Origin of the sequence: Marilutibacter maris, assembly GCF_003233695.1 — a bacterium.
GTDB classification, from domain to species: domain Bacteria; phylum Pseudomonadota; class Gammaproteobacteria; order Xanthomonadales; family Xanthomonadaceae; genus Marilutibacter; species Marilutibacter maris.
In genome coordinates this window covers 2,262,711-2,284,584 of the sequence record NZ_CP029843.1, presented here as the reverse complement: position 1 = coordinate 2,284,584, position 21,874 = coordinate 2,262,711, and the positions used below count along the sequence as shown (strand labels likewise).

At 68.8% G+C, this 21,874-nt stretch carries 21 protein-coding genes; 16 read left to right on the top strand and 5 right to left on the bottom strand.

What is annotated here, in order from left to right; translation table 11 throughout:
- The first annotated feature begins 26 nt into the window (after nucleotides 1-26).
- Nucleotides 27-1,247 carry a DegT/DnrJ/EryC1/StrS family aminotransferase gene (locus tag C9I47_RS10090; RefSeq protein ID WP_111266627.1) on the top strand — a complete coding sequence of 407 codons (1,221 nt, stop codon included), beginning with the start codon at nucleotides 27-29 and terminating at the stop codon, nucleotides 1,245-1,247.
- Between the two features lie 79 nt (nucleotides 1,248-1,326).
- Here the strand turns inward: C9I47_RS10090 and C9I47_RS10085 are convergent, their stop codons facing one another.
- Entirely contained in the window at nucleotides 1,327-1,761 is a 435-nt protein-coding gene (locus C9I47_RS10085) for a nuclear transport factor 2 family protein (RefSeq protein ID WP_111266626.1), read from the bottom strand.
- Between the two features lie 113 nt (nucleotides 1,762-1,874).
- Complete coding sequence (locus C9I47_RS10080) at nucleotides 1,875-2,750, bottom strand: hypothetical protein (RefSeq protein WP_145985481.1); 876 nt, start codon at nucleotides 2,748-2,750, stop codon at nucleotides 1,875-1,877.
- A gap of 462 nt (nucleotides 2,751-3,212) precedes the next feature.
- Between C9I47_RS10080 and C9I47_RS10075 the strand changes: the two genes are divergently transcribed.
- From C9I47_RS10075 to C9I47_RS10065, 3 genes are all read left to right on the top strand, one after another.
- Complete coding sequence (locus C9I47_RS10075) at nucleotides 3,213-4,484, top strand: FAD-dependent oxidoreductase (RefSeq protein ID WP_111266624.1); 1,272 nt, start codon at nucleotides 3,213-3,215, stop codon at nucleotides 4,482-4,484.
- A gap of 149 nt (nucleotides 4,485-4,633) precedes the next feature.
- Complete coding sequence (locus C9I47_RS10070; RefSeq protein ID WP_145985480.1) at nucleotides 4,634-5,368, top strand: hypothetical protein; 735 nt, start codon at nucleotides 4,634-4,636, stop codon at nucleotides 5,366-5,368.
- 34 nt (nucleotides 5,369-5,402) lie between these two features.
- A complete protein-coding gene (locus C9I47_RS10065) occupies nucleotides 5,403-6,659 on the top strand; it encodes a DUF418 domain-containing protein (protein ID WP_111266622.1) in 1,257 nt (418 codons plus the stop codon).
- A 19-nt stretch (nucleotides 6,660-6,678) separates the two neighbouring features.
- On the opposite strand, the gene C9I47_RS10060 is transcribed toward C9I47_RS10065, so the two are convergent.
- Entirely contained in the window at nucleotides 6,679-7,593 is a 915-nt protein-coding gene (locus C9I47_RS10060) for a LysR substrate-binding domain-containing protein (protein WP_111266621.1), read from the bottom strand.
- 124 nt (nucleotides 7,594-7,717) lie between these two features.
- On the opposite strand from C9I47_RS10060, the gene C9I47_RS10055 reads away from it, so the two are divergent.
- Together C9I47_RS10055 and C9I47_RS10050 are read left to right on the top strand one after the other, a co-directional pair.
- Entirely contained in the window at nucleotides 7,718-8,425 is a 708-nt protein-coding gene (locus C9I47_RS10055; RefSeq protein ID WP_111266620.1) for a glutathione S-transferase family protein, read from the top strand.
- A 130-nt stretch (nucleotides 8,426-8,555) separates the two neighbouring features.
- Nucleotides 8,556-10,385 carry an extracellular catalytic domain type 1 short-chain-length polyhydroxyalkanoate depolymerase gene (locus C9I47_RS10050; RefSeq protein ID WP_223250089.1) on the top strand — a complete coding sequence of 610 codons (1,830 nt, stop codon included), beginning with the start codon at nucleotides 8,556-8,558 and terminating at the stop codon, nucleotides 10,383-10,385.
- A gap of 84 nt (nucleotides 10,386-10,469) precedes the next feature.
- Here the strand turns inward: C9I47_RS10050 and C9I47_RS10045 are convergent, their stop codons facing one another.
- Nucleotides 10,470-10,835 carry a DUF1428 domain-containing protein gene (locus tag C9I47_RS10045; RefSeq protein ID WP_111268076.1) on the bottom strand — a complete coding sequence of 122 codons (366 nt, stop codon included), beginning with the start codon at nucleotides 10,833-10,835 and terminating at the stop codon, nucleotides 10,470-10,472.
- Between the two features lie 377 nt (nucleotides 10,836-11,212).
- On the opposite strand from C9I47_RS10045, the gene C9I47_RS10040 reads away from it, so the two are divergent.
- From C9I47_RS10040 to C9I47_RS10030, 3 genes are all read left to right on the top strand, one after another.
- Nucleotides 11,213-11,863 carry a DUF998 domain-containing protein gene (locus C9I47_RS10040; RefSeq protein ID WP_111266619.1) on the top strand — a complete coding sequence of 217 codons (651 nt, stop codon included), beginning with the start codon at nucleotides 11,213-11,215 and terminating at the stop codon, nucleotides 11,861-11,863.
- Nucleotides 11,864-12,063: 200 nt separating this feature from the next.
- The gene (locus C9I47_RS10035) at nucleotides 12,064-12,810 is read left to right on the top strand and encodes a hypothetical protein (RefSeq protein WP_111266618.1); all 747 of its coding nucleotides are present in this window, start codon (nucleotides 12,064-12,066) and stop codon (nucleotides 12,808-12,810) included.
- A 132-nt stretch (nucleotides 12,811-12,942) separates the two neighbouring features.
- Nucleotides 12,943-13,872, top strand: a complete 930-nt coding sequence (locus C9I47_RS10030) for a M14 family metallopeptidase (RefSeq protein ID WP_111266617.1) — start codon at nucleotides 12,943-12,945, stop codon at nucleotides 13,870-13,872.
- A 21-nt stretch (nucleotides 13,873-13,893) separates the two neighbouring features.
- Here C9I47_RS10030 and C9I47_RS10025 read toward each other — a convergent pair whose 3' ends face one another.
- Nucleotides 13,894-14,724 (bottom strand): helix-turn-helix domain-containing protein, encoded by an 831-nt coding sequence (locus C9I47_RS10025; RefSeq protein WP_111266616.1) that lies wholly within the window; start codon nucleotides 14,722-14,724, stop codon nucleotides 13,894-13,896.
- Between the two features lie 113 nt (nucleotides 14,725-14,837).
- On the opposite strand from C9I47_RS10025, the gene C9I47_RS10020 reads away from it, so the two are divergent.
- The 7 genes from C9I47_RS10020 to C9I47_RS09990 all read left to right on the top strand — a co-directional run bounded on the left by C9I47_RS10020 (nucleotide 14,838) and on the right by C9I47_RS09990 (nucleotide 21,752).
- The gene (locus C9I47_RS10020; protein ID WP_111266615.1) at nucleotides 14,838-15,257 is read left to right on the top strand and encodes a hypothetical protein; all 420 of its coding nucleotides are present in this window, start codon (nucleotides 14,838-14,840) and stop codon (nucleotides 15,255-15,257) included.
- A 146-nt stretch (nucleotides 15,258-15,403) separates the two neighbouring features.
- Entirely contained in the window at nucleotides 15,404-16,327 is a 924-nt protein-coding gene (locus tag C9I47_RS10015; RefSeq protein WP_111266614.1) for a VOC family protein, read from the top strand.
- The gene (locus tag C9I47_RS10010) at nucleotides 16,324-16,539 is read left to right on the top strand and encodes a DUF4287 domain-containing protein (RefSeq protein WP_111266613.1); all 216 of its coding nucleotides are present in this window, start codon (nucleotides 16,324-16,326) and stop codon (nucleotides 16,537-16,539) included. The genes C9I47_RS10015 and C9I47_RS10010 overlap by 4 nt, the downstream gene beginning before the upstream one ends.
- Nucleotides 16,536-17,870, top strand: a complete 1,335-nt coding sequence (locus C9I47_RS10005; RefSeq protein ID WP_223250088.1) for an amidohydrolase family protein — start codon at nucleotides 16,536-16,538, stop codon at nucleotides 17,868-17,870. Before C9I47_RS10010 ends, C9I47_RS10005 begins: the two co-directional genes overlap by 4 nt.
- A gap of 277 nt (nucleotides 17,871-18,147) precedes the next feature.
- Complete coding sequence (locus tag C9I47_RS10000) at nucleotides 18,148-19,269, top strand: hypothetical protein (protein WP_223250087.1); 1,122 nt, start codon at nucleotides 18,148-18,150, stop codon at nucleotides 19,267-19,269.
- A 103-nt stretch (nucleotides 19,270-19,372) separates the two neighbouring features.
- Nucleotides 19,373-20,968, top strand: a complete 1,596-nt coding sequence (locus C9I47_RS09995) for a BCCT family transporter (RefSeq protein WP_111266611.1) — start codon at nucleotides 19,373-19,375, stop codon at nucleotides 20,966-20,968.
- Nucleotides 20,969-21,116: 148 nt separating this feature from the next.
- A complete protein-coding gene (locus C9I47_RS09990; protein WP_111266610.1) occupies nucleotides 21,117-21,752 on the top strand; it encodes a YceI family protein in 636 nt (211 codons plus the stop codon).
- Nucleotides 21,753-21,874 lie beyond the last annotated feature (122 nt).

The following is a 21,874-nucleotide window of genomic DNA, read 5'->3' as shown; positions in this document are numbered from 1 at the left end:
TCCGCAGTCCCGCACGCGCCGGTTGCATGCTGCCACGCAAAAAGCTCGACATCGGTTGGGCCGATCTGGCCAGTGCGTTGGCGATGAGCCTGCGCCGGGGCGGCGCCGATCGCGCGTCGCGCCTGGAGGCGCTGTGGTCGCCGGAAGGGCGCGCGCTGGCGACGCTGTCGGTGCGCAGCGGCTTCGACCTGGTGCTGCGACAGCTGGCCCTGCCGGCGGGCAGCGAGGTGCTGGTGTCGGCGGTGACCATCCGCGACATGGTTGCGATCATCGAGGCACACGGCCTGCGCGCGGTTCCCGTCGACATCGATCCGGACACCTGTGCCCTGCGCGTCGATCGATTGCGGCAGGCGATCGGCGGCCGTACCCGGGCGCTGCTGGTCGCGCACCTGTTCGGGTCGAGAACGCCGATGGACGCGGTGGCGGCGGTCGCCGATCGCCATGGCCTGTTCCTGTTCGAGGACTGCGCGCAGGCCTTCGCCGCCGACGGCTACACCGGGCATCCGCGAAGCGACGTGACGATGTTCAGCTTCGGCCCGATCAAGACCGCGACCGCGCTGGGAGGCGGGGTGCTGGTGTTTCGCGACCGCGACCGCTGCGAGGACGCACGACGGCGGCAGCGGGCGTACCCGCCGCAGCGGCGCGGCGGCTATGCGCGCCGGGTGCTCAAGTACGGCTTGCTCAAGGCCCTGAGCTGGCGGGCGCCCTACACGGTGTTCGCCACGCTGTGCCGATGGTCGGGAACTTCGCACGACCGGGTGATCGCGAACGCGGTGCGCGGCTTCGGCCCCGGCGCGCTGCTGGTCCAGCTTCGGCGACGACCGGGACCGGCCTTGCTGGGCCTGATGCTCAGGCGCCATCGTCGATACGGCAGCGACGATCTCGCCGATCGTATCGCGGCGGCGACCGCGCTGGCGGCGCGGCTGCCCGCCGACGCGATTCCGGGACGTTGGGCGCAACCGCATTGTCATTGGCTGTTGCCGCTGCAATGCGATGATCCGGACGTGCTGGTGGCGCGGTTGCAGCACGCCGGTTTCGACGCCACCCGCGGCGCGACCAGCCTGCACGCGGTGCCGGCCGGGCGCGATGCCGCCGCCGATGGCGCCGCTCCGATGGCGGCGCAACGGATGATGTCGCGCATGCTCTACCTGCCGGTGGAATCGGCAAGCGGTGCCGAACTGCGGGAGTTGGCACGGATCGTCGGCGACTTTCTCGATCGGCCGCCGCCTGTGCGGGCGGGGCCGTGAGTCCGAACCCGGCGACGGCGACGCGCCGCCGACCGCTACCAGGCGACGCCGCGACCGCAATCGTGGTCGCGGTGGCGGGTCATTCTCCGATCCGCAGCCCGGGGCGTTCGTTGTCCCAGATCATGTTGATGATCCGCCAGCGGCCGTCGGCTTCGCGGTAGAGCTGGATGCTGTTGATGCCGCGGCGCTCGGGCTCGGCGGCGTCGGGCGCGCTGCGTGCCTCGTAGGTGCTCCAGGCGTGGGCGATGTTGCCGAAGATGCGCAGTTCGCGCGCGGTCTCGACCTCGTAGAAGTCCATGCCGGCGAGCAGCCGGTCGGCGTCTTCCCGGTATTCGGCGAGGCCAAAGGCCAGCATCCACGGCATCCCGTCGGCGTCGGCGCCGGTGCGGATCTGCCGGCAGTCGGGGTGGAACAGCTCGTCCTGGCGACTCCAGTCGCGCGGTCCGGCGGGGCCGGAAATCATCGCGTACATCGCATCCAGTACCGCGCCGATCGCGGTGGCTTGGTCTTGCATCGCTGGCTCCATTGATGGGTGAATGACTGGCAATCCAGGCAAGGTCGGGGCGTGGCGCCGTCCCGCCAGGTCCGGCCCTGCCGCCGCGACCCGACCGGACGGCGTGTCCACCGCTACTGCGGATACTCGACGAAGCAGGCGTCCATGGTGGCTTCGACCGATGCGGCGGCCGCCAGTGCCTTGAGCATCCGCGTGCTTTCGGGGCTTGGCGTCGCGCCACTCTTGAGCGCGCTGGAGACCTGGCCGGTGGCTTTGGCCTCTTCGTCGTTGGCGCGGTCGATCGTCTGTTCGATCTCGTCCCGGGTCTTGGGCGTCAGCGGAATGCCGGCCAGGGCGATGCGAAGGTCGTTGCCGAGCTGCCGCAGCGCCCGCCAGGTCAGCTGTGGAATCCGTTCCCGTGCGACCAGGGCGTCGGCCTTCAGTGTCTTGGCGCCGCCGTCGGCCCAGGAATTCAGGGCCGGGTTGTCGGCGGCGCTGGCGGCGGCATCGGCGCCATGCAACTGCATTGCGGTGGCGATGGCCTCGGCGCGGGATTCGTCGGTCAGCGCCTTCAGGGTCCCGACATCGAACACCGCCGGAGTCAGTGCCTGCTCCAGGCAGGCCGCGCGCGCCTCGGCCTTGCGGAACACGACCTGCTGGTCGGCGAGGCGGTATCGACCGGTGTACAGTCCCGACAGGGTGGCCACGCCGGCGCCGGTATTCCTCACCCCGACCTTGTCGATCGATATGCCAAGCGCGGCCAGGAAGGTGCCGTAGAAGGTGGCTTCGGAGGCGACGATCTCGGCCCTCTGGCGGGCATCGGTCTCATCGGCGAGCAGCTTGCGTATGCCCTGGACCCGCGTCAGCGCCTGTTCCGGACTGGTGGCGAGGAACGGGTCCCCGGTGGCCGCCTGGTCGATTTCCTCGGCGCTCCAGGTCGGGACCACCGGATAGATCGCGCACCCGCCAAGGCAGGTCGACAGGAGCGTCACTGCTACGAACGTCTTCATCTTGCTTCCCCCCTGTGGAAGTCGAATTCGCGTCAAGTCCTTGTGTTGCTGTCGATCGGTGCGTTGTCGGGAACCTCCGCCTGTCTGTGCGCTCCAGGGGGCCGGGAACCGTTGTGTCGTGCTTCGGGCATCCGGGGCGCTGGGCCGGCGGAAGCCGGGCGGATCGCGCTTGCAATCGTGGCCTCCGGCTCCCTCCTGAGCCAAAGGATCAGGGCCTTCTAAACGGTCCGATGTGCAGATTCGATGATGGCGGCGGCGCCCGGCTCCGGGTCGCTGTGGGCGGGGTGTCCGCGCGCGGTCGGGCCATCGTCGGATGGTAGACCCGGACGCGGGACGGAACCAGGAGGATAGCCAGGGTCGCTTGGTCTCTGGCGGTGGCGACCGCGCCGCTCCGCGACGGGCTTGCCCCGCGCCGACCCGCTGGGCAAAGTGCCGGCTCCATTTCGTCACGGAAGCACCGCCTTGGGCAGAGCTTTGCGGATCGCGATCGTCGGCTACGGCACCGGCGGACAGGCTTCGGCTCTGATGTTGTCGGCCGACGGCCACCAGATCGAGGTGTTCGAGCGTGCGCCGGTGCTGGGACCGGTCGGTGCGGGCTTCCTGTTGCAGCCGGTCGGGCTGGCGGTGTTGTGGGAGATGGGCCTGCTCGATGCGGTGATCGGGCACGGGGCGGTGGTCTCGCGCTTGTACGGGCAGACCACGCGGGGGCGCCCGGTCATGGACATGCGCTATCGTGAACTCGACCCGCGCCTGTGCGGGCTCGGTCTGCAGCGCGGCGCGTTGTTCGGCCTGCTCGACGCGGCCTGGCAACAGGGCCGGCGCATCCACCGCGGCTGCGAAGTGGTCGCGGTCGATGTCGAGGCCGGCACGCTGACCGATGCGCAGGGCCGGCGCCATGCCGGCTACGACCTGATCGTGGTCGCCGATGGCGCGGCTTCGGCCCTGCGCGGACAGGTGGTGCCGGCGCGACTGGATCGGCCGTATCCGTGGGGCGCGCAGTGGTGCCTGGTCGAGCAGGGCGACTGGCCGTGGATCGACGAACTGCAGCAACGCTACGTCGCCGCGCGGCGGATGGTCGGCATGCTGCCGGTCGGCACCCGTCCCGGCGACCCGGTGCCGCGCCTGAGTTTCTTCTGGAGCCTGCCGGTCGCGGCGCTGGATCGCGGCGTCGGGGACCCGCAGCGCTGGCGCGACGATGTCGCCACGGTCTGGCCGGAGGCCGCCGAGCGCCTGCGCGCGACCGAGGTGCCGACGGGCCTGGCCGTCGCCCGCTATCGCGACGCCATGCATCGGGACTGGTCGCGCGGACGCGCGGTCCTGCTTGGCGATGCCGCGCATGCGATGAGCCCACAGCTGGGGCAGGGCGTCAACATGGCCTTGCTCGACGCGCGCGCACTGCGCGAAGCGTTGCGTGGCGACGGCTCGGTCGCCGATGCGCTGGCCCGCTATCAGCGGCAACGACGCCGGCACGTGGGCATCTATCACTTCTGGAGCCGCTGGCTGACCCCGTTGTTCCAGTCCGGACACGACGTCGCCGCGTGGTGGCGCGACCGTCTGTTCCATCCGTTGTCGCGCGTGCCCGGCGGGCGCGGGCAGATGCTGCGGGTCCTGACCGGCACGCGCAACGGCTGGATGGGGCGGATGGCGCTGGAGGATGCGTTCGTCGAGGCGCTGGCGGCGTTGACCTCCGATTCGCAGGACAGCGTGCCACGGTCGGTGGCGCAGATCGATTGAACGCTTGCGATCGGGTCGTCATTGTCGCGGCGACGCGCTTTCCGCGATCTGCCTCATCGGCTAGTCTGCGGCGACGGTTTTCATCGGAGTCGGGGATGCGGGGCAGGGGGATCAGATCGCTGGCGCTCGTGGTATTGGGCGGCGTCGCGATGATCGTGCAGGCGGGAGAACCGGCCACGGCCGGCAAGGACGCGGTGCTCGACCATGTGCTGCCACCGGATACCGGCATCCCGGGGCGAAGCGTCGCTGAGCTGACCGCCGACTGGTGGCGCTGGGTGCGGGCGCAGCCGTTCAGCCCCTACCTCGATCCGGACGGACGCCTGTGCGACCTCGGGCAGGAGGGGCCGGTGTGGTTCCTGGCCGGCACCGACGGCAGTTTCAATGCACGTCGCGAGTGTAACGTGCCGACGGGCAAGTACCTGTTGCTGCCGGTGATCAACATGCTGCACCGGAACGTGCAGCCCGTCGGCGAGCCGGATACCTACAGTTGCCCCGAACTGGTGGCCGGGGCGGCGGTCAACAACGATCATCTCAACAGCGCGGTGGTGCTGATCGATGGCGTCCCGGTCCCCGAAGTCGCCCGCTACCGGGTGCGCACCGCGGAGTGTTTCGACATCGACGCCGACATCGGCGAGCACAGGGCAGCGGACGGCAATGGGCGCATGGCCGCCGCCGACGGCTACTGGTTGTTGATCGAACCGCTGCCGCCGGGCCGTCATACGATCCATGTCGGCGCCAACTACGGCGCCTCTGACCGTGGCTATGGCGCGATGGTGCAGAACTTCGAGTACGTGCTGGATGTCGGCGGATGGGTCAATACCGCGATGTTGGCGCCGCCGGGTTCGGGCATCGGTGCGGGGCGCGTGGCCTCCAAGCGTCCATGAGCGCGGAGACGGTCGCGACGCAGGGTGTGGGTAAGTGTCCCGCCGCGTCCATCCGCACGCAAAAGTCCGATCGCAAGCCGGGGCTTCCCGCCTGAACACCTCCAAGCCTCCACGCTACGAAGTCATCGATGCGCTCCGGGGCTTTGCCCTGGCCGGCGTCGCCCTGGTCAACCTGCGCTGGCTGTCGCTGTACGAGATGATGCCCAAGGCGACGCGGGAGGCCCTGCCCAGCGCCGGCTTCGACGCCGCCGCCATCTCGGCGATGTCGGTGTTGGCCGACGGCAAGTTCATCACCGTGTTTTCGCTGCTGTTCGGGCTGGGATTCGCATTGCAGCTCGATCGCGACGAGGGCGCCGCGGGCGTGCACCGCTACCTGCGGCGGATGCTGGGCCTGGCCCTGATCGGTCTGCTGCACGGTTACTTCATCTGGTGGGGCGACATCCTGCTGACCTATGCGGTGGTCGGGGTGGTATTGCTGCCACTGCGGCACCTGCCCGATCGCGCCTTGCTGGCGATCGCACTGGCGGTCGCGGTGTTGCCACCGTTGATATCCGCTCCGGTGCGCGCGTGGTTGCCTCCGATACCCGCCGGCAAGGAGGTTTTCGCCCAGGCCTTGCAGGCCTTCTCGATGCCCTCGTGGCGCGAGTTCCTGCACGGCAACATCGCGGTCGCCAACTGGGCGCGGATGGCGAACTGGGCCTTGGTGTGCTTCGTGCTGTCGCGTTTCCTGCTGGGCTACTGGGCGGGACGCAAGGGGCTGCTGCAGGATCCGTGGCGGCATCGCGCACTGCTGGGCGGGTTGTGCGTCGGCGGCGTGGTGCTGGGGCTGGCCTTGATGGGGCTGGCGGAAGTGCAGGCATCGTGGCGGGCATCGCATCCTGATCTGGACACGCGCGCGGTGAAGCTGACACTGCGGATGTTGGCGAGGCTGGAACCGATCGCATTGGGTGTGGCCTACGCCGCGGCCTTCGTACTGGCGTTCTCGCATCCGCGCATGCGGCGTTGGCTGTCCCCCTTCGCGGCGGTCGGGCGCATGGCGTTGACCCACTATCTGCTGCAGAGCGTGGTCGGGGTGGCGCTGTTCTACGCGATCGGTCTGGACCTGGGCGGTGAACGCGGGCTGGCACCGGTGCTGCTGGCCTGGGCATTGCTGTTCGCGGCCCAGGTGCTCGTGAGCCAATGGTGGCTGTCACGCTTCCAGTACGGACCGGTGGAATGGCTGTGGCGCTGGACGACCCGGGGAGCGCGTCCGCCGTTCCGGCGCCTGTCGCCGGAGCCGGCGGCCGCGTGAGTCGGTAGCCGGCGGCATATCAGTCGGCAGTATCGGTTGCTGCCGGCTGCCGGAACCGCTCGGCCAGGAACTCGACGACGGCGCGCACGCCGGGCAGTTGGCCGCGCCGGTGCGGCATCACCAGGGTCGTGGTCACGGTGCCGGCGCGCCATTGCGGAAGCACCCGCACCAGACGTTCGGACGCCAACAGCGCATGGCACATCTGTTCGGGCAGGCAGGTGACGCCCATGCCGCTGGCGGCGGCCTGCAGCAGTACGCTGGACTCGTTGGCGACCATCGCGGCGCTTGGGGCGACCTGGATGCGCGCACCGTGGGTGTCGGTCAGCGTCCACGTGGCCGCCGACGCCGCGGTCAGCAGCGCGTCGTGGTGCTCCAGTCCGGCGGGCGAACCCGGCTCGCCGCGTCGGGCGAGGTAGTCCGGCGACGCCACCAGGATGATGGGCTCGACCTGCAATTGCCGTTGCACCAGTCCGGAATCGGGCAGTGGTGCGAAGTGACTGCGCACGGCGATGTCGAAGCCCTCCTGCTGCACGTCGACGAAGCGGTCGGTCACCTCCAGTTGCAGCAGCAGTTTCGGGTGGCGCTGCGCCAGTCGCGGCAGGGCGTCGGCCAGGTGCAGTTGGGCGACCGGGATCGAGGCGGTGATCCGCACGGTGCCGCTGGGCTCGGCCTGGCGACGGCGGACCACGGCTTCGGCGGCCTCGGCTTCGATCAGCGCGGCGCGGGCGTGCTCGTAGAAGTCGCGGCCCAGCTCGGTCAGGGTGAAGCTGCGCGAGGTGCGGTGGATCAGGCGAACCGACAGCGCTTCCTCGAGCGCGGCCACGCGCTTGCTGATCGTGGACTTGGGCAGGCCCAGCCGGCGTGACGCCGCGGCGAAGCCGCCTTGTTCCACGGCGGCGGCGAAGAAGCCGAGATCGTTGAGATTGATGCCCATGGAAGTCTCTATACGTAGACGATAAGTTCAATTTATCCCGTCTACTCGCTCAAGGTCCACGAATCTATCTTGTCGAGCACGGGCCAGCGACCGCCGGCCTGAAACCCGACCCAAGGAGTTCGTGATGTCCCCGATCCTGTTCTATGGCGTTCCCTCCGGCTGCTCGTTCGGCTCCATCGTCGCCCTGGAGTGGCTGGGCGCGCCCTACCGGCTCAGCCGCATCGAGATGCCCGAAGTGGTGACCGGCGACGCCTACCGCCGGCTCAATCCAGTCGCCGAGACACCGACCCTGCTCACCGCGGACGGCGCGCTGATCAGCGAGAGCATGGCCATCCTCAACCACATCGGTGCGCGTGGCATCGACCGCGGGCTGGGGTTCGCGCAGGGCACGCCGGAGTTCGACCGGCTCAACCAGATGCTGGCCTTCCTCAACACTTCGTTCTTCGGCGCCTACGCGCCGCTGTGGTACGCGCTGGAACATGCCGGTGAGGGCGAGGGCAGGCGGGTGCTGGGCGAGTATGGGCGGGCCCAGGTGCGCAAGGCGCACGAGGACCTGTCGGCGATGCTTGGCGATCAGCCCTGGTTGCTTGGCGCGCAACGCACCCTGGCCGATGCCTACTTCATCGGCATCGCCCGCTGGAACGAGTACCACCAGGCGGTCGACCGTCGCGACTATCCGAATCTGCAGCGGCTGTTCGACACGCTGGAAGCCGATCCGGCGGTGATCTTCGCCCACGCGATCGAAGCGCAGCGGACCGCGGTGAGCGCGGGCGGATTCGCCGGCGAGGTCGCCTTCGACCAGGTGCTGGCCGATCCCCGCCTGGCCGCCTGAGCCGGCGCGGCGGGCGCCCCAGCGGGTGTCTGCCCGCGGTCATGCTGCAGCGCAGCTTGCCCCATCGGCCGATACCGCCGCCGCGGCCGACGTGGCCCACTGGCGCGGTCCGGGGTCAAGGGAGCCGACGATGTCGATCGCAGTGTCCGGTTTTGGGGGAGGGCGCGGCTACCGTGCCCATCGTGGATGGACCGCGCCGCTGCTGTTGCTGGCGATGGCGGCAGCGTCGCCGGCAATGGCGCAGACCGAGGTCGGCGGTTTCGGCAGCAACCCGGGCAATCTGCGCATGTTCAAGCATGTGCCGGCCGGATTGCCGGCGGGGGCGCCGCTGGTGGTCGCTCTGCATGGCTGCTCGCAGAGCGCCGCCAGCTACGACGCCGAAACCGGTTGGCAGATGCTGGCCGAGCGGTGGCGGTTCGCGCTGGTGCTGCCGCAGCAGCAGAGCAGCAACAATTCCAGCGGCTGCTTCAACTGGTTCGTTTCCGGCGATACCGCACGCGGGCAGGGCGAGGCGTTGTCGATCAAGCAGATGGTCGACCGCATGATCGCCGATCATGCGATCGAGCCGTCGCGGGTCTACGTCACCGGGCTGTCGGCCGGCGGCGCGATGACCGCGACGATGCTGGCGACCTATCCGGACGTGTTCGCCGGGGGCGCGATCCTGTCGGGACTGCCGCACCGCTGCGCGACCTCGCAGAGCGCGGCCTTCAGCTGCATGAACCCCGGCAGCGACCTCGGCCCGGCGCAATGGGGCGACAAGGTCCGTGCCGCCCATCCGTCGTGGAGCGGCCCGTGGCCGGTCGTTTCGATCTGGCACGGTGATGCCGACTACGTCGTGCGGCCGATGAACCTGACCGAGAGCATGCAGCAGTGGACCGATGTCCACGGCATCGACCAGATCGCCGACGTGTCCGACAGCGTCGCCGGCTATCCGCACAAGGTCTACAAGGACGCGTCCGGACAGCCACGGGTGGAGACCTACACGATCACCGGCATGGGTCACGGCACCCCGGTCGACCCGGGCAGCGGCGAGACCCAGTGCGGCAGTGCCGGTGCCTACATCCTCGACGCGAACATCTGCTCCAGCTATTACATCGGCCGTTTCTGGGGCCTGGACAACCTCGACGGCGTCGCTCCGGAGGTGACGCTGACCGCGCCGGACGATGGCGCCATCGTCGAGGGCGATGTGACCGTCAGTGCGAGCGCCAGCGACGACGTCGGTGTCGAACGGGTCGAATTCCTGCTCGACGGCGCGTTGTTGGGCAGCGATGCGACCGCGCCGTATTCGATGGTCTGGGACAGCGCCACCTCCGCCAGCGGCGAGCATCAGCTGCAGGCGCGGGCGCTGGACCTGGCCGGCAACGTCGGCACCTCGGCGGCGGTCGTCGTCACTGTCGAAGGAGGCTCCGGCGGCGGTGCGCCGGTCACGGTGAGCTTCGACAACGAGGATGCCAACGACGGTTACGTCAAGGCCGGCAGCGGCGGCAGCGCGCCGGCGGTGGGCACGCTGGAAGCCTACTACGGGCTGGCGATCGGGCGCGGCACCGATGGCAAGTTCAACCGCGCGCTGCTGTCCTTCGACACCTCGGCGATTCCCGATGGCGCCACCATCACCTCGGCGACGCTGGTCGTGGCCTACGGCAGCGCCTATGGCGATCCCTGGGCGGACCCCGCCGGCAACAGACTGGTGATCGACGTGCACCCGGACTGCATCGGCGCCTGCACGATCGAGGCCGCCGACTGGGGGCAGGCCATCGCCGCCGGTGACGTCGCCGAGCTGCCGGCCTTCAGCGGCGGCAACCAGGCCAGTACCCTGTTTTCCGCGGCCGGACTGGCGGCGATCGACAAGGGCGGCCGGACCCAGTTGCGGCTGCGTTTCGATAGCGACCAGAGCGCGACCCGGTACCTGTGGATCGGACATGGCGCGAGCGCCAGGCTGACGGTGACCTACACGCCCTGAACGCTCGCGCCAGGCGCGCGCCGTCCGGAGGGGGCTCCGGACGGTATCGGATGCGGGCGAGGGCGGATGGAGCCTGGAGCCCGACTACTTCGTCAATTCCAGCACCGGCGCAAAGCCGCCATAGATCAGGCGTTTGCCATCGAAGGGCATCGGGTTCTTGGCCGGGTCCATGCGCGGGTCGTCGCTGCTCAACATCTTCTTCATGCCGGCATCGCGGGTCGCCTTGTCCGGCCATTCGATCCACGAGAACACCACGGTCTCGTCGTCCTGGGCCTTCACCGCGCGGCGGAAGTCGGTGTGCTCGCCATCGGGCACATCGTCGCCCCAGCATTCCAGAACGCGCAGCGCGCCGCACTCGATGAAGAACGAGTCGCCGTTGCGGGCATGTTCGATGAACCTGGCCTTGTTGGCGGTGGGTACGGCAATGATGAATCCGTCGACGTAGGACATGATGACCTCCACGGTGGGGCGGAACACGGAATGTGCGCCTTCGGGGAGATGACGAACGTGAAGGGTGCGGATCGACATCGTCATGTGCCCGCGTTTCCATCGCCGTGCGGTCGGGCGCGGGAGTCATGACCAATGGCGGATGGGGCCGGCGGCGACTTGTCGGACCATCGCTGCCGACAGGGCGGCTCGTGCCCGCGCAGGGGTGAACGCATGCGGCAGTTCGATTGCCCGGAAGCTTGCGCTGGCGGTGCGGATACACCGGACCGCGGCATGGGCGCCCAATCTGCAGGCGTGCGGATCGTCGGCGCGAAGGCCGCGTCGGCGTGAGACACGTGTCCATGCGCAGTTCAACACGACCAGGATGATCCGCTCCGGCCATGAAGAAGACCGACTCCACCGTTCCCCGGTTCCTCGGCGCCGCCGCGCTGGCCGGCGTCCTGCTGTTCGCGGCCATCGGCATCGCGGCGCAGTTCCTGCGCCCGGATCTGGACTGGTTGCAGACGCCGCTGAGCTTCTACCTGCTCGATCCCCACGGCCTGTGGGTGCGGGCGGGCTACTTCGCGCTGGCGCTGGCCTTGATCGCGCTGGGCGGCGGCTGGTACCTGGAGCTGTCGCCGCAGGCGCGCAGCGCGGCACCGCTGCTGCTGTTCGTCTGTGCCGGTCTGGCGTTGGCGGTGACCGCAGTGGCGGAAACCGGGCGCCGAGGGCAGCCGGTGACCCTGGAAACGCTGGTGCATGGCCTTGCGGCGCAGACCGCGTTCCTGTGCGTGACGACCGCGATGCTGTTGCAAGCCTGGCGTCTGCGCGCCGATCCGCGCTGGCGGCAGCGCTTCGCGATCGCGTTTGCGGTGGCGGTGGCGGCGTTCGTCGGGCTGTGGGTGCACGCGTTGTGGCGGGAGGCGCCGCGCGGTCTGAGCCAGAAGCTGGAGATCGGCCTGATCCTGCTGTGGCTGGGATCGGCCGCGAACCGGCTGCGAAAAGGGGCGAGCCGGGCGGCTCAGGGCGCACCCGCACTGTCGCAGGCATAGCCCGGCGGACGTCGGCGGTGAGCGGGTCGGACTGCATTGCAATGGCTCCGCGTCACGCTCTCACAACCACGCTTTCACAGCCGCGCTTTTACAACCCGCCTTTCACAACACCCCTTTCACAACACCCCTTTCACAACCAGGCCATGCAGGCGTTCCTAGTCTCGACGGGCAACCCGGCCCGGAATCCAGGAGACCCCCCGATGTCCCGCATTTACCGTGGCCAGGCCCAGATGGAAGCGCTGGACACCTATTTCGTCGACGCCGTCCAGCTTGCGCGAAACGCGGCGCAGTGGTTGCAGCCGCGCAACCGCAATGCCTTGCTCGATCCGGCCAGCATCGAAGCCGGCCAGGCGCGGGCGGCGCTGACGACCTTCTTCGGCGTCCAGTTCGGCGCCGGCCCGGTCCCGGCATTGAGCCAGGACGACACCACCTTCCTGAACACGCTGCAGACGGTGTATGCGGCGATGGCGACGGCGCTGAACACCTGGACGGTCTACATCGAGTACGCGGAGCGGGAGGACCACGATGCCCAGGACTACGCGTCGGCACGGCCGCCGGTGGTGTTCCCGGGCCCCGATGGCGAGGTCAATCCGGCCGATCCCAAGAGCTTCCGGGCGACCTGGCGCGATGTGCGCAACAACATGAACCGCGGTACCCGCAGCTACATCTTCGAGCACAACGGGATGCCGGTGGTCGCGTCGCCGGCGCGCGACCTGGCGTTCCGGATCGAGCTCAACATCCGCTTCCGCGAGGCCGATGCCCAGCTGAAGCAGGAAACCATCCTGCACGAGATGTCGCACGTCCTGGCCGACACCAACGACTACGACAACGTGTACGCGGACACGATCGTGCAGGCGCGCCAGATCTGCGCCGCCCGAGGCGCCGACCTGGCCCGCGATCTTGCCGATTGCTGGGGATTCTTCCCGTTCGATCTGCCGGGTCGCTGACGATCCGATGCGATAGCCGCCTCCCGGCCGGGGGGCCGGTGTTACCCGGCCGGGAGGCGATGGCGTGCGCGGAAGCGGGGAGGCCCGATGCTAGAGTGTCGCGTCCCCACCGCCCCTCCAGGAGCCCGCGACATGAGCAGCGCCAACGCCTTCTATCCGATCGGTACCCCCGGCGTTCCCTGGGGCGAGGCCGAGAAGGCCGAATGGCTGGCGCGGCAGGTGCGCCATCGCAGCTATGCCGAGGACGTGCTGGCCCGGGTCGATGCGCTGCGTCAGCGCTTCGACGTCGAGCAGTACGGCCAGCTCGACTACGCGGGCGAGCGCTACCCCTTGTACGCGATCCGCAACCGCGGCTGGCGCGATGGGTTGCCGACGGTGCTGGTCACCGGCGGCGTGCACGGCTACGAGACCAGCGGCGTGCATGGCGCGCTGCAGTTCGTCGAACGGCACGGCGGCGACTACGAAGGCCGCGCCAACCTGCTGGTCGTGCCCTGCGTCAGCCCATGGGCCTACGAGCGTATCCATCGCTGGAACATGCACGCGATCGATCCCAACCGCTCGTTCCGCGAGAACAGCCCGGCCGGCGAATCCGCCGCGCTGTTGCAGCTGGTGGCGCCGCTGCGCGGACGATTCGTCCTTCACATCGATCTGCACGAGACCACCGACAGCGACGAGAGCGAGTTCCGTCCGGCGTTGGCCGCGCGCGACGGCAAGCCGTTCGAGCCGGGCGAGATTCCGGACGGTTTCTACCTGGTCGACGATAGCGAGAACCCGCAGCCGGCGTTCCAGCAGGCGGTGATCGCGGCGGTCGAGCCGGTCACCCATATCGCGCCGGCCGACGCCAATGGCCAGATCATCGGTTCGGAAGTGGTCGCGCCGGGGGTGATCCGCTACCCGTTGCAGGCGCTGGGCCTGTGCGCCGGCATCACCGGGGCCCGCTACACCACCACCACCGAGGTCTATCCCGACAGCCCGCGGGCGACCCCGCAGCAGTGCAACGACGCCCAGGTCGCGGCGGTGCGCGCGGCGATCGGCTTCGCGCTCGCGCACCCGGCGGGCTAGGGGCCCGCGCCGCCGCCGAGATCAGTCCGGCGGCGGCAACTCGAAGCCCGGCATCGGCCCCTCCAGCGGCAGGGCGCGCATCACCTCGGCGGTGTGCGGGTCGGCCGGGAAGAAGGACTCGATCGCCAGTTCCGACAGGATCACCTCGACCGGAGTGCCGAACACGGTGGTGGTGCTGATGAACGAGAGCTCGCCGAAGTCGCTGCGCAGGCGCAGCGGAATCGCGATGGCGTTGGGCTCGGGGTCCTCTTCCGGGTCGGCGCCGGGGTAGCCGCGCAGTTCCTCCAGCAGCTGTTCCAGCACGCTGTCGCCGGAGCTTTCCAGCTGCTGTTGCAGCCGATGCAGCAGGTGCGCGCGCCACTGGCCGAGATTGGCCACCCGCGGCGCCACGCCCTGCGGGTGCAGGCTCAGCCGCAGTACGTTGATCGGCGGTTGCAGCAGCTCGGGCGCGACCCCGAGCAGGAACGGCGCCAGCGCCCGGTTGGCTGCGTGCATGCGCCAGTGGCGATCGATCGCCAGCGCCGGGAACGGTTCATGGCCGCGCAGGATCCGCTCGATCGTGCGCCGGGCCGTCTCCAGGCCGGCATGGTCGAGCGGGCGTTCGCCGTACAGCGGCGCAAAACCGGCGGCGGTGAACATGCGGTTGCGCTCGCGCAGCGGCACTTCGAGTCGGTCCGTCAGCCGCAACAGCATCGCCCGGCTCGGCGCCGAGCGGCCGGTTTCCAGGAAGCTGAGATGGCGCGAGGAGATATCGGCCAGCCCGGCCAGGTCTTCCTGCGAGAGTCGGCGGCGACGGCGCCAGTGGCGCAACTGCTCGCCGAACGGAGACGGTGTGGAGTCGATGCGGTTCATGAGGGCGGACGATAGCCCAGGTGCGCGCCGCGGAGACATTACCTGGCAGGTAATGGTCCGGCCCCGTGCGCGCCGGCAGCATGGCCGACATCCCAACCACGAGGAGATTCGCGATGTCGAGCAAGCGCCTTTTCGCAAGCCCGGGCTTCCTGCCCCGCCTGTTGTGGATCGACGGCCTGGCCACCGGCGCCACCGCCGTGCTGCTGATCGCCGGAGCCGGGGTGCTGGCGCCGGTACTGCAACTGCCGGCCGGGCTGCTGCGCGGCGCGGGGCTGGTCTGTGTGCCGTTCGTGCTCTGGGTGCTGTCGCTGGCGCGGCGTCCGCGGGTGCCGGGTGGGGCGATGGCTGCGGTGATCGCGATCAACTTCGCCTGGGTCGCCGGCAGTGCCTGGGTGGCGTTCGGTCCGCAATGGCGGCCGGCGGCGATCGGAATCGCCTTCGTCTGCGCGCAGGCGCTGGTGGTGCTGGTGTTCGCCGAACTGGGCTGGGTCGGGCTGCGCGCGAGCGCCAGCGGCCGCCGGGCCGCCGCCTGAGCGCGTCCGTTCGGATACGGAGGGGCCGCCCTCCCTGCGTGACGAGGGCGGTCATTGGCCGGTGCGCGCGGAGCGGTTAGTGTCGTGTCGATTCCGGTGCCCCCGGATCGTCGTTTGATCGAATCCCCACTGCATGGAGTACGACGATGTCGCTGGTCAGACCCATCACCCCGCACCTGTGGTTCGATCGCCAGGCCCGCGAGGCCGCCGGGTTCTACTGCTCGGTATTCCCCGATTCGCAGCTCGAGTCGGTGGTGACGCTGCGCGATACGCCGTCCGGCGACTGCGACGTGGTGTCGTTCGAGCTGTGTGGACAGCCGTTCATGGCGATCAGCGCCGGCCCGCTGTTCCGGCTCAATCCCTCGATCTCGTTCATCGTCAACTTCGACCCGGTCCGCGATCCACGGGCGCGCGAGCGCCTGGATGCGACCTGGGCCGCGTTGATCGAGGGCGGGCAGGCGCTGATGCCGCTGGACGCGTATCCGTTCTGCCCTCGCTACGGCTGGGTGCAGGACCGCTACGGCCTGTCCTGGCAGCTGATCCTGTCCGAACCCGCCGAACAGGCGCCGCCGGCGATCATGCCGTCCTTGCTGTTCGCCGGCGAGGCCTGCGGCCAGGCCGAGGCGGCGGGCGCGTTCTATCGCTCGGTATTCGAGGATTCGCAGCCCGGGCGGCTGATCCGTTACCCGGACGGAATGGCGCCGGATCGCGAGGGTTCGGTGATGTTTTCCGACTTCCGGCTCGGCGACACCTGGTTTGCGGCGATGGACAGTGCCCGCGAGCACGACTTCGGCTTCAATGAAGCAATCTCCTTCGTCGTGACCTGCCGCGACCAGGCCGAGCTCGACCGCTACTGGGCGCAGCTGTCCAGCGTCCCCGAGGCCGAGCAATGCGGCTGGTGCAAGGACCGGTTCGGGGTCTCCTGGCAGGTGACTCCGGCCGTGCTGGGTTCGATCATGGCCTCCGGCGACGAAGCCCGGATCGCGCGGGTGACCCGCGCCTTCCTCGACATGCACAAGCTGGATGTCGCGGCGATCGAGGCCGCGGCCGCCGAGGAGATCGCATCGTGAGCGCCGACAAGCCGGTCAAGGGGCCCGCGTCCTATTTCCCCTCGATCGAGAAGACCTATGGCAAACCGATCCAGCACTGGCTGGACCTGCTCGACGCGATGGGCGACATGCGGCACATGGACAAGGTCGCGGCGTTGAAGTCCCAGCATGGCCTGGGCCATGGTCACGCCAATGCTCTGGTCGCGTACCAGCGTGCGCGGAGCAGCGCGTGACGGCGGTCGTCGCGACCGTGCGGCGGATCATGCGCGGAGGGTGGGCGATACGGTCCGCTGCCCTCGGCGCGACGGTATTGATGGCGGCGCTGGCCGGTGGTGCCCGGGCGGAGGCGCTGGCGATCGTCAACGCGCGCATCTACCCGGATCCGCAGGCGGCGGCGATCGACGCCGGCACCGTGCTGGTGCGCGACGGACGCATCGTCGAGGTCGGGACCTCCGTGACGCTGCCCGACGATGCGCGGGTGGTCGATGCCGATGGCGGCGTGGTCACCGCCGGCTTCTGGAACAGCCATGCGCATGTGCTGCCGCTGCCGTTACGCGAGGCGGAAACGCGCAGTGCCGCCAAGCTGGATTTCGCGCTGCGCCGGATGTTCACGGGAAAGGGATTCACGACGGTGTTCGACATCGCATCCTTCCCCTCGGGCAATGCCGCGGCCCTGCGTCGCCGGATCGAGGACGGCGAGGTGACCGGACCGGCGTTGCTGACCGTCGACGCGCCGTTCTTTCCCGACGGCGGCACGCCGTCCTACGTGCAGGACCTGCTGGATACGCTCCAGGTGCCCAGCGCGGAAGTCGCGACCGCGGAGGCCGCGCGTGCGCGGGCGCGCGACCAGCTCGAACATGGCGCCGACGGCGTCAAACTGTTCATCGGCGCGATCGTCGACGACGGCAAGGGCGTGGTGGTGATGGATGCGACGATCGCGAAGGCGGTCGTGGACGAGGCCCACCGCAGACACAAGCCGGTGTTTGCGCACCCGACCACGCTGGCGGGCGTGGAGGTCGCACTGGAGGCGGGCGTCGACGTGCTCGCGCACACCACACCGACGGGCGGGCCGTGGAACGACGTGCTGGCGAAGCGGCTGGTCGAGGCGGACATCGCGCTGACGCCGACCCTGGCGCTGTTCGAGATCGAAGTGCGCAAGGATCAGGCGCCTGAGTCGGTGGTCGCGCAGGTGGTGTCCGTCGCCCGGCAGCAGTTGCGCGCCTTTCACCAGGCCGGCGGACAGGTGCTGTTCGGCACCGACGTGGGTTATGTGGACCTGTTCGAGACGCGTCGCGAGTTCGAGCTGATGGCCGATGCGGACATGGACTGGCGCGCGATTCTCGCCAGCCTGACCACGACGCCGGCGCGACGCTTCGGCCAGGGCGATCGCAAGGGGCGGGTGTGGGCCGGGATGGATGCCGACCTGGTCGTGCTCGCCAGCGATCCGGCCGATGATCCCACGGCATTCGCCGACGTCCGCCACACCGTCCGCGGCGGCGCCCTGGTCCACTCGGCGCGGATGGCGGCGGTGCCGTCTTCACGGCCCGGAGTCGCCGGCCCCTAGTTGCGGCGACATGGCGCCATCGGAGCACGCCGTCGCAGCGAGCGTTCCAGCGGCCGTGCCGACGGCGCAATGGTGGGCTCGCGGGGCGGCGGAATGCACGGGCTCAGTACACGGAAATCGCGCGGATCGGCGCGATTTTCGTGCGTTTCGAGTTGAATGATCCGGTCGTTGATAATTTGTCGATAGCCCCGCGTGGCGCGGTTTTCCGCTGAAATCATGGGGTTTTTTGCATGCGTTGATTTTGCAGAGTCGGTTTTGAGGCGTTAACCTGTATCGCTTGTCCGCATTTCCGGAGAGCGAGAAGCCTGTGATTTTCCGTGGTTTTTTAAGCATCTGCAGTACCGTTTTGTTGTTGTCGACGTTCGCCGCAAAAGCGCAGGAAAGCGATCGCGAACTCGATCTCGGAGGCGCGGTGCGCTTCAACTACGGATGGCTCGATTACGGCGACAATCCGGGCGCCGATCTGGAGTTGGTCCGCATCGACGCCAAGGGCAACGCAGGCCCGGCCTTCTTCTCTCTGCAGTACCGCTGGTATGACGGCTTCCACGCCGTGCACCATGCCTGGGCGGGCTGGAAAATCGACGAGTCCTCCGATATCCGCGCCGGTATCCAGCAGGTGCCGTTCGGCCTGCTGCCCTATGCCTCGAACAGTTTCTGGTTCGGCTCCGGCTACTACCTCGGCATCGAGGACGACTACGACCTTGGTGTGGTGTGGCGGCGCGACGACGGCGCGCACCGCTTCCACGTCGGCGCGTTTTCCGGCGACGAGTACGGCACCGGCGCGCGCTACGATCGCTATTCGTTCGACGTGGCGACCACCGAGGATCTTCCGTATCGCGAACGCGAGCGCCTGAATCTGCGATACGAGAACGTGCGCGACTGGAACGACGGCGAGCTCGCGCTGGGCGCGTCGCTGTTCACGGGCCGGGTCGAGAATCGCATCGATGGCGAGAAGTACGGTCACGACGGCGCCGCGCTGCACGCGCAGTGGAAGCGCGGCCAGCTGACCATGCAGGCGCAGTGGGCGCGCTACCGCTACCGCATCGACGAATCGCGCATCGCGATGTCGGCGTTCGACTTTCCGTTCGAGATCGCGGCCGAGGCCGACGTGCCGACCTTCAACGTCGCCTATGCGCTGCCGCAGACCGGCTGGTTCGACGGCATCACCTGCTACAACAACCTGAGCATGACCAGCCCGGTCGACGACGATGCGGGTCTGCGCGAGTCGTGGCAGAACGTCACCGGCTGCAGTTTCGCCAAGGGCAAGATGTTCACCTACGTGGACTGGATCGCCGGCAAGAACATGTGGTTCGTGGGCGGCTCGGGCATCGGCGTCGACGAGCCCGGATCCAACCGCTGGCGTTCGCGTCTGAACGTCAACGTCGGTTTCTATTTCTGAGTTTTCCAATCGACATTGGAGAGACCCCGGCGCCGCGGTCGCGGCGCGACGACATGAGCCGGCACCGTCCGGCCGATACAGGCATCAGCGAGGAGTACGCGTCTTGAACGTCCAGCGACAGATCGAAAAGCTCGAAGAGGTATACGAGACCGATTACGAGGTAGGCCAGGACAACATCAAGGCATTCGGCCTGGACCTGCACAATCCGGTGTTCATCATCAGCGCGGTGCTGATCGTGCTGTTCGTGGTGGTCTCGCTGGCGATGCCGGAGAAGGCCGGTGAAGTGCTGCTGGCGACCCGCACCTGGATCCAGAACACCTTCGACTGGGTGTTCCTGACCGCCGGCAACGTGTTCGTGTTGTTCTGCCTGGCGGTGATCGTGCTGCCGGTCGGCAAGATCCGGATCGGCGGCGACGATGCCAGACCCGAGTTCTCGCGGCCGTCCTGGTTCGCGATGCTGTTCGCGGCGGGCATGGGCATCGGCCTGATGTTCTGGAGCGTGGCCGAGCCCGTGGGCTACTTCACCGAATGGTTCGGTTCTCCGCTGGACATCGCCGGCGGTACCGAGACCTCGCGGCGGGCCGCGCTGGGCGCGACCATGTACCACTGGGGCCTGCATCCGTGGGCGATCTACGGCGTGGTCGCGTTGTCGCTGGCCTTCTTCGCCTTCAACAAGGGCCTGCCGCTGACGATCCGTTCGACCTTCTACCCGATCTTCGGCGACCGGGTCTGGGGACCGCTCGGCCATGTGATCGACGTGCTCGCGGTGCTGGCGACGCTGTTCGGCCTGGCGACCTCGCTGGGGCTGGGCGCGAAGCAGGCCGCCGGCGGCATCGAGTTCCTGTTCGGGATCTCCGGCGGGCTGGCGCTGCAGATCGGAATCATCGCCGCGGTCACCACGATCGCGACGATCTCGGTGATCCGCGGCATCGACGGCGGCGTCAAGCTGCTGAGCAACATCAACATGCTGGCGGCGGCCGCGCTGCTGCTGTTCGTGATCATCGCCGGCTCGCTGATGGCCTTCGTCGGCAATGTCGGCACCACGATCGCCTCGTACGCGGAGTACATCCTGCCGCTTAGCAACCCGGTCGGCCGCGAGGACGAGGGCTTCTACCACGGTTGGACGGTGTTCTACTGGGCCTGGTGGATCTCGTGGTCGCCGTTCGTGGGCATGTTCATCGCCCGGGTGTCCAAGGGCCGCACGGTGCGCGAGTTCATGACCGCGGTGCTGCTGGTACCGATGCTGCTGACCATCGTGTGGATGAGCGCGTTCGGCGGCAGCGGACTGGACCAGTCGATGGCCGGGATCGGCGAGCTGGCCGAGGGCATCGGCGACTCCTCGCTGGCCCTGTTCCAGATGCTGCAGCACCTGCCGTGGACCTCGATCACCTCGGCATTGGCGATCGCCCTGGTCCTGCTGTTCTTCATCACCTCGTCCGATTCGGGCTCGCTGGTGATCGACAGCATCACCTCCGGCGGCATGGTCGACGCGCCGGTCGCGCAGCGGATCTTCTGGGCGGTGACCGAAGGCGTGATCGCCGCGGTGCTGCTGGCGATCGGCGGCAAGGCGGCGCTGGACGCGCTGCAGGCCGGCGCGGTCAGCCTGGGCCTGCCGTTCACCTTCGTGCTGCTGCTGATGTGCGTCAGCCTCGCCAAGGGCCTGCACCACGAGCAGAAGCTGAACCGGCTCGCGGGCTAGCTGTACGCAGCCAGCGACCGGCAGGCGTCCGGTGCCCGTGACGGGCACCGGGCAGCGGATACCGGCGGCTGTCGATCCGGTCGGTGCCGGTTCGTCGTAGGGGCAGGAGGGCAGGCAACCGCCGGCCCGTCGACCTCGGAGAGCCGTCATGAATACCCGTCGCCATCTTTCCACGCCGCTGGCCCGCACGCTGCCGGCCGGCGCGCTGCTGGCCGGCGCGCTTCTGACCGGTGCGTTCGCCGTCACGGCGTCGTTCCCGGCCGCCGCCGATCCGGCGGTCTACGAAATCGAACCCGATCACACCTATCCCAGCTTCGAGGCCGACCACATGGGAGTCTCGGTCTGGCGCGGCAAGTTCAATCGCAGCACCGGCGAGGTGACCCTGGACAAGCAGGCGGGCAGTGGCTCGCTGAGGGTCGAGATCGACATCTCCAGTATCGACTTCGGCCATGACGTGCTCAACGGCGAGATGGTCGGTGCGGAATACTTCGATGCCGCCGCGTATCCGACCGCGATCTACAGCGGCAGTCTGGCGGGCTTCGCCGACGGCGTGCCGACCCGGGTCGACGGCGAACTGACCCTGCGCGGCGTCACCCGTCCGGTGACGCTGGAGATCAAGTCCTTCAAGTGCATGCCGCATCCGATGTTCAAGCGCGACTGGTGCGGCGCCGACGCCTACGCCACGATCGATCGCGCGGCATTCGGGATCGACGCCGGCAAGGACTGGGGCTTCGACATGGACGTGACGCTGCGGATCCAGGTCGAAGCGATCCGCAAGGAGTAGAGGAAGAAGCCGACCGCCACGGAGGTTGCGTGGCGGCCGCGGCGGGTCGGGGCGGGGTGAGAAGCAGCGCATCCGTCCCACGGATGCGACGGTTGCGGGCGGCCCGGCCGTCGGCCGCGGCG